Genomic DNA, 6219 nt, shown 5'->3' with positions numbered 1-6219 from the left:
CCCCCCCCCCCCCCCCCCACCCCCCCCCCCACCCCCCCCCCCCCCCCCCCCCCCCCTCGCCCCCACCCTTCACCGGGTCGATCATGGAGTTGTGGTGGGGGACGAAGCGGTGAAGTGACCTTGTTCCGCGCACCAGGAGTCCATGATCGGCCCGACTCGGGGGCGGGTGCGGGTGGGCGGTGGGCCGGCGTTCCTGGTGGGGACGCCGGGCCACCGCCGGGGCGGGTGGCGCGGGGAGGACGCGGCTCGTCAGCCGACGGCGGCCAGGTCGGTGAGCCGGGCCAACGAGTCCTCCAGGTCAGCGCCGACCCGACGCAGTCCGAGGCGCAGCAGGGCCGCCTTGACCGGCCCGGCCGGCCAGCGCACGACGATGAGCCGCACGATCGTCCCGCCCTCCTCCTCGTCCTCGGTGAGCTGGACGTAGATTTCGGTGCGCGCCTCCGCACGAGCACCGGCACCCTTGGCCCGCTCCCGCCAGCCGATCAGTGTCGGCTCCTGATAGGCGATCACCTCGGCCTCATGCGCCGAACCGCGCCCCGCCTGGACCAGTTGTCGCCGCCCGAAGCCCTCTCCCGAGAGCACTTCGGCCGCGCGAACCCCCGCCAGCCAGGCCGGCAACTGCTCGGCCCGCTGCACGACGTCCCAGACCACTTCCACCGGCGCCACCACGTGCGCACTACGTTCCACGAGGATCATTTCCGTCTTGCCTCCAGTGAGGACATCCCACGATATCGGCACTCTATGCGCCAAATCGGACTTACCCGGACGGGTTCGGAAAAAGACACGCCGATCAACCATTGCGGATTACGTCAGCCCGGCCTATGGCGCATTCATCGACAGCGTCCTAGAGTCCCGAACACGTTTCACGTTCACCGGGAGGGCGCATGTCGACCGCACCGATGCCCGAGTTCCCCGCCGGCTTCCGCTGGGGCGTCTCCACCTCGGCCCACCAGATCGAGGGCGCCACCACGGCCGACGGACGAGGAGCGTCCATCTGGGACACCTTCGCCCGCGAACCGGGCCGGATCAGCGACGGCAGCAGCGGTGAGGTCGCCTGCGACCACTACCACCGGTCCGCCGAGGACGTGGCGCTGATGGCCGGGCTGGGCGTCGGGGCGTACCGGTTCTCCATCGCCTGGCCCCGCGTACAGCCGGACGGCTCCGGGCCGACAAACGCCGCCGGACTGGACTTCTACGACCGGCTGGTCGACGACCTGCTGGCCGCCGGCATCGACCCGGTGGCCACCCTGTACCACTGGGACCTGCCGCAACCCCTGGAGGACGCCGGCGGCTGGCTGCACCGCGACACCGCCGCCCGCTTCGCCGAGTACGCCGACCGGACCGCCGCCCGCCTCGGTGACCGCGTCCGGCTCTGGATCACCCTCAACGAGCCGTTCATCCACATGAGCCTCGGCTACGGCATGGGTGTGCACGCCCCCGGCCGGGCGCTGCTCTTCGACGCCTTCCCGGTCGCCCACCACCAACTGCTCGGCCATGGGCTCGCGGTCGCCGCGCTGCGCAGCCGGACCACCAGCCCGGTCGCGATCGCCAACAACTACTCGCCCGTGCGGGTGCTCGGCGACGGCGACGCCGACCGGGCCGCCGGGGCCGCCTACGAGGCGCTGCACAACCGACTCTTCACCGATCCGCTGCTCGGACGCGGCTACCCCGACCTGCCCGGCGCCGACCCCGCCGTCGTCCGCGCCGGCGACCTGGACACCATCGCCGCCCCCATCGACGTGCTGGGGGTCAACTACTACAACCCCACCGGAGTACGGGCAGCCGAGGCCGGCTCGCCCCTGCCGTTCGACCTGGTGCCCCTGGACGGCTACCCGCGCACCGCCTTCGACTGGCCGGTCGCCCCCGACGGGCTGCACGAGTTGCTCGGCTGGCTACGCGACACGTACGGCGACGCCCTGCCACCCATCGAGATCACCGAGGGCGGCTGCGCGTACGACGACGAGCCGGACGCGCACGGGCAGGTGGCGGACCCGGAGCGGATCGCGTACCTCGACGGGCACCTGCGGGCGGTCCGGGCCGCCATCGACGACGGGGTGGACGTACGCGGGTACTTCGTCTGGTCGCTGCTGGACAACTGGGAGTGGGCCGAGGGGTTCACCAAGCGCTTCGGTCTGGTGCACGTCGACTACGCCACCCAGCGTCGTACGCCGAAGTCGTCGTACACCTGGCTGCGGGACGTGATCGCGGGCCGCGCGCCGGGGTCGGCGCGGTGACCACCCTCGACCCGACGCCGGCGTCGCTGCCGGCGGCGCTCGCCGAGCCGACCGTGCCGGTCCGGCGCGGCTGGATCGGCCTGGTCTTCGCCGCCAACCTGGGCGTGTGGATGGCGTTCTTCACACCGATCCAGGTATTGCTGCCGCAGCAGATCGAACGGATCGCGCCGGGCGACAAGGAGACCATGCTGGCCGTGGTCACCGGCCTGGGCGCGCTGGCGGCGGTGCTGGCCAACCCCCTGGCCGGCGCGCTGTCCGACCGGACCTGCCTGCGGATCGCCGGCCGGGAGTTCGGCCGACGGCACGTCTGGACCGCCGGCGGCGCGGTGCTCGGCGCGGCGGCGCTGGTGCTGCTGGCCCAGCAGCGGACCATCCTCGGGGTCGCCGTCGGCTGGGTCGCCGCGCAGGTGTGCTTCAACGCGATGCTGGCCAGCCTCACCGCCGCCATCCCGGACCGGGTGCCGGTGACACAGCGCGGCGGCGTCTCGGGCTGGGTGGGCATCCCGCAGGCGCTCGGGCTGGTCCTCGGCGCGGTGCTGGTCACCGCCGTGGTCACCGGGAACGCCGCCGGCTACCTGGCCATCGCGGTGGCGATCCTGCTGCTGTCGCTGCCGTTCGCGCTGTTCACCCCCGACGACCCGCTGCCCCGCGCGCACCGCCCGGCACTGCGCGTGGGCGCGTTGCTGGCCTCGATGTGGATCAGCCCGCGCCGGCACCCCGACTTCGCCTGGGCGTGGATCACCCGGTTCCTGGTCCAGCTCGGCAACGCGCTGGGCACCCTGTACCTGCTGTACTTCCTCACCGACGGGGTCCGCTACCCCGATCCCGAGGGCGGCCTGCTGGTGCTGATCCTGCTCTACACGCTCGGCATGATGCTGACCGCCGTGATCGCCGGTCGGCTGTCCGACCGCTCCGGGCGGCGCAAGATCTACGTCATCGTCTCCGGCCTGATCATGGCGGTGGCGGCGCTGCTGCTCGCCGTCGCGCCGACCTGGCCGATGTCCATCGTCGCTGCGCTGCTGCTCGGCGCGGGTTACGGCGTCTACCTCTCGGTGGACGCCGCGCTGATCACCCAGGTACTGCCCCGGGCCACCGACCGGGCCAAGGACCTCGGCGTGATCAACATCGCGAACTCGGCACCGCAGGTGCTCGGCCCGGCGCTCTCCGCCCCGCTCGTGGTCCACCTGGGCGGCTACCCGACGCTGTACGCGGTCACCGCGGCGGTCACCGTGGTCGGCAGCGCCCTGGTCGTCAAGATCCGCTCGGTCGCCTAGGGCCGCCGGCAGTTGTCGCCCAGGGCCGCCGGCAGCTTTGGCGCACGCCCGGAGTCGGGGGGCCGTGGCCGAAAGCGGTCGCGCGCCGCCGTAGGCTGGGGGACGTGACGGTACGTGTGCGCTTCGCCCCCTCCCCGACCGGTATGTTCCACGTCGGCGGTGCCCGCTCGGCGCTGCAGAACTGGATCTACGCCAAGCAGCAGGGCGGGGTGTTCGTGCTGCGCATCGAGGACACGGACGCGGCGCGCAACAAGCCCGAATGGACCGAGGGCATCCTCTCCGCGCTGGACTGGATCGGCATCTCCCGGGGCAGCTACGAGGGACCGTACTTCCAGTCCGAGAACGCCGGTGAGCACCGGGCCGCCGCCACCCGGCTCTACGAGTCGGGGCGCGCCTACTACTGCGACTGCACCCGCGAGGACGTACAGGCCCGCACCGGCTCGCAGTACCAGGGCTACGACGGCTACCACCGCGACCGTGGCCTCGGCCCGGGGCCGGGGCACGCGCTGCGCTTCCGTACGCCGGACGAGGGCGTGACGGTCGTGGTCGACCTGATCCGCGGCGAGCCCACCTTCGAGAACAAGCTCATCGAGGACTTCGTCATCGCCCGCGGCGACGGCTCGCCGGTGTTCCTGCTGGCCAACGTCGTGGACGACATGACCATGGGCATCACCCACGTGATCCGGGCCGAGGAGCACCTGCCCAACACGCCCAAGCAGCAGCTCCTGTGGGACGCCCTCGGTGTCAAGCCGCCGGTCTGGGCGCACGTGCCGGTGGTCGTCAACGAGAAGCGGCAGAAGCTCTCCAAGCGCCGCGACAAGGTCGCCCTGGAGGCGTACCGCGACGAGGGCTACCTCGCGGGCGCGATGCGCAACTACCTCATGCTGCTCGGCTGGGCGCCCTCGGGCGACCGGGAGATCGTGCCCTGGTCGGTCATCGAGGACGAGTTCCGCCTCGACGAGGTCAACCCCTCCCCTGCCTTCTTCGACGAGAAGAAGCTGCGTGCCTTCAACGGCGAGTACATCCGCGCGTTGCCGGTGGCCGAGTTCGTCGAGGCCTGCCAGCCGTGGCTGACCGGTACCGGGACGATCGCACCGCCGCCGTGGCAGCCGGACGAGTTCGACGCAGACGCGTTCGCCGCCGTGGCGCCGCTGGCCCAGACCCGGATCGCGGTGCTCAGCGAGATCGTGCCGAACGTCGACTTCCTCTTCCTGGCCTCGCCGATGATCGACGAGGCGGCCTGGACCAAGACGATGAAGGACGGCTCGGGCGAGTTGCTGGACGCCGCCGTGACGGCCTTCGAGGCACTGGAGTCCTGGGACGCCGAGTCGCTGAAGTCGACGTTGGAGGCGGTCGGCGCCGAGCGCGGCCTCAAGCTCGGCAAGACGCAGGCACCGGTCCGGGTCGCGGTCACCGGCCGCACCGTGGGCCTACCCCTGTTCGAGTCGCTGGAGGTGCTGGGCCGCGAACGCACCCTCACCCGAATCCGCGCCGCCCGCCTCCGCCTCCCCTAACCCCGGCGCCGCGCCCCGTCCCCGTCCCCGTCACCCCGGTCGTCGCCCCGGTCGCCGCCCCGCCCCGCCCCGCCCCGCCCCGCCCGATCATGGGGTTGTGGTGCCGGGTTAGGCACCTTTGCAGAGGATTCGCCCCGACCACAAGCCCATGATCGACCGCCCGCGCTCCCCGCCGCGTCGATCTTGCACTTTCGGTTGTCGATATGAGTGGGATGTACGCCATGTCGCCACAGAAAGCGCAAGATCGGCGCCGGGATGCAGCGGCTATCGCCGAGCCACACCCCGCCTCCGCACACCGCCGCGCCGATCTTGCAGTTTCGGTTGTCGTTATAGGGCTTTATGCCCGTTACGTCGCCGCAGGAAGTGCAAGATCGGCGAGGGCGAGGTGGGGTGGGGGCCCGGGGGCGGGGGCGGTTAGCGGGGGCGGCGGCGGAGTAGGAGGGTTGCGGTCAGGCCGGTCAGTAGCACCAGGCCGCCCAGCGCCCAGGGCCACCAGGGGCCGTCGGAGTCGGATCGCTTCCCCGCTGCCGGTACGGCGGACACGGTGTCGGTCGACGGCGACACCGGCGCGGCGGACGCCGAAGGGCTGGGGCCAAGGGCTGCAGGAGTGCCGGACGAGCCGAGGGCCGAAGGGCTGGCGGACGGGTCGGCGGCCGTGCCGGTGGTGAGGGTGAACCGCACCTCACCCTTGATCGGGTGACCGTCGGACGACGGGAGCTGGTAGCCGACGACGTACAGCCCCGCCGCACCGGGCGTGAACGGCACGCGTACCCGGGTGCCGTCGAAGGTGGGCCGCCCGCCGGCGACCACATTGTCCGGTCCGGTTATTGTGATCTTCGTCGTAGCGGGGGGCGGCTTGGCCAGAAAACGGAGCTCGATCCGGGTGGGCGCGGTGGCCACCCGGGCGCCGTCGCGCGGATCGCTGCCGGTCAGCGAGTTGTGCGCGGCAGCGGGCGTCGCCGGGGCCAGTAACGACACACCGAACGCCACGCCGAGTACCACTGGCACGAGGCGTGCCATTCGTGTAACCCTGCCCCCCATGAACCCCTCCGTAAGGGTACGATCCGCCCGCTGATCAAACAGCTCCTCGTTAGTCGAGCAGAGATCGCAGATAGTTCCAAATACTGTTCCACAAGCTGCAATCCATCGACGTTCTGCGGAGTCTGTGAGAGTGGGACCGACCCGGTCGGTGCCGTC

At 71.7% G+C, this 6219-nt stretch carries 5 protein-coding genes; 3 read left to right on the top strand and 2 right to left on the bottom strand.

The features are described from left to right. Positions 1–249 precede the first annotated feature (249 nt). On the bottom strand, positions 250–696 hold the full coding sequence (locus tag AC3EN4_RS29890; protein ID WP_363683366.1) for an SRPBCC family protein: 447 nt from the start codon (positions 694–696) through the stop codon (positions 250–252). Positions 697–884: 188 nt separating this feature from the next. On the opposite strand from AC3EN4_RS29890, the gene AC3EN4_RS29885 reads away from it, so the two are divergent. From AC3EN4_RS29885 to gltX, 3 genes are all read left to right on the top strand, one after another. Then, the gene (locus tag AC3EN4_RS29885) at positions 885–2234 is read left to right on the top strand and encodes a GH1 family beta-glucosidase (protein WP_435209686.1); all 1350 of its coding nucleotides are present in this window, start codon (positions 885–887) and stop codon (positions 2232–2234) included. Further along, positions 2231–3508: an MFS transporter gene (locus tag AC3EN4_RS29880; protein WP_435209684.1), complete on the top strand. Its 1278-nt coding sequence runs from the start codon at positions 2231–2233 to the stop codon at positions 3506–3508. The genes AC3EN4_RS29885 and AC3EN4_RS29880 overlap by 4 nt, the downstream gene beginning before the upstream one ends. A 104-nt stretch (positions 3509–3612) precedes the next feature. Next, entirely contained in the window at positions 3613–5022 is a 1410-nt protein-coding gene (gltX, locus tag AC3EN4_RS29875) for a glutamate--tRNA ligase (RefSeq protein ID WP_435209682.1), read from the top strand. Positions 5023–5436: 414 nt separating this feature from the next. Here the strand turns inward: gltX and AC3EN4_RS29870 are convergent, their stop codons facing one another. Beyond that, positions 5437–6042: a copper resistance CopC family protein gene (locus AC3EN4_RS29870; protein ID WP_435209680.1), complete on the bottom strand. Its 606-nt coding sequence runs from the start codon at positions 6040–6042 to the stop codon at positions 5437–5439. Positions 6043–6219: the final 177 nt, after the last annotated feature.

It is taken from the genome of Micromonospora sp. bgisy143, from assembly GCF_057708145.1.
Note: the sequence above shows the minus strand (reverse complement) of the source record. Positions and strands in the feature narration are given on the sequence as shown.